Genomic DNA, 247 nt, shown 5'->3' with positions numbered 1-247 from the left:
GCGGCCGCAACATCGACACGGCCCGGCGCGCGTCGCGGCCGGCCCGACGGGTCTGCTCCCACGCGGCTCGGGAGAGGGCTTGGGCCGGCCCGGTGACGACGTGCCAGAGCCGGGCGGTGGCGCGTCCGGCGGGAGCAACGACCTCGGTCCAGGCCCACACCGTGGGCCGTACGGTCACCAGGTGCGCGGCCCGGCCGCCCGCGCGCAGGGCGGTCACCAGGCGCGCCGCGCCGACCTGCGCACCCGC

Annotated in this window: 1 pseudogene; it reads right to left on the bottom strand. The window is 80.6% G+C overall.

Annotated features, from left to right (window positions below):
- Nucleotides 1–247: pseudogene (locus tag GT354_RS26430) on the bottom strand (hypothetical protein); the annotation flags it as partial.

The organism is Streptomyces sp. SID3343 (genome assembly GCF_009865215.1).
Taxonomy (GTDB): Bacteria; Actinomycetota; Actinomycetes; order Streptomycetales; family Streptomycetaceae; genus Embleya.
The sequence above is the reverse complement of the archived record's forward strand: the minus strand, read 5'-3'. Positions and strand labels throughout refer to the sequence as shown.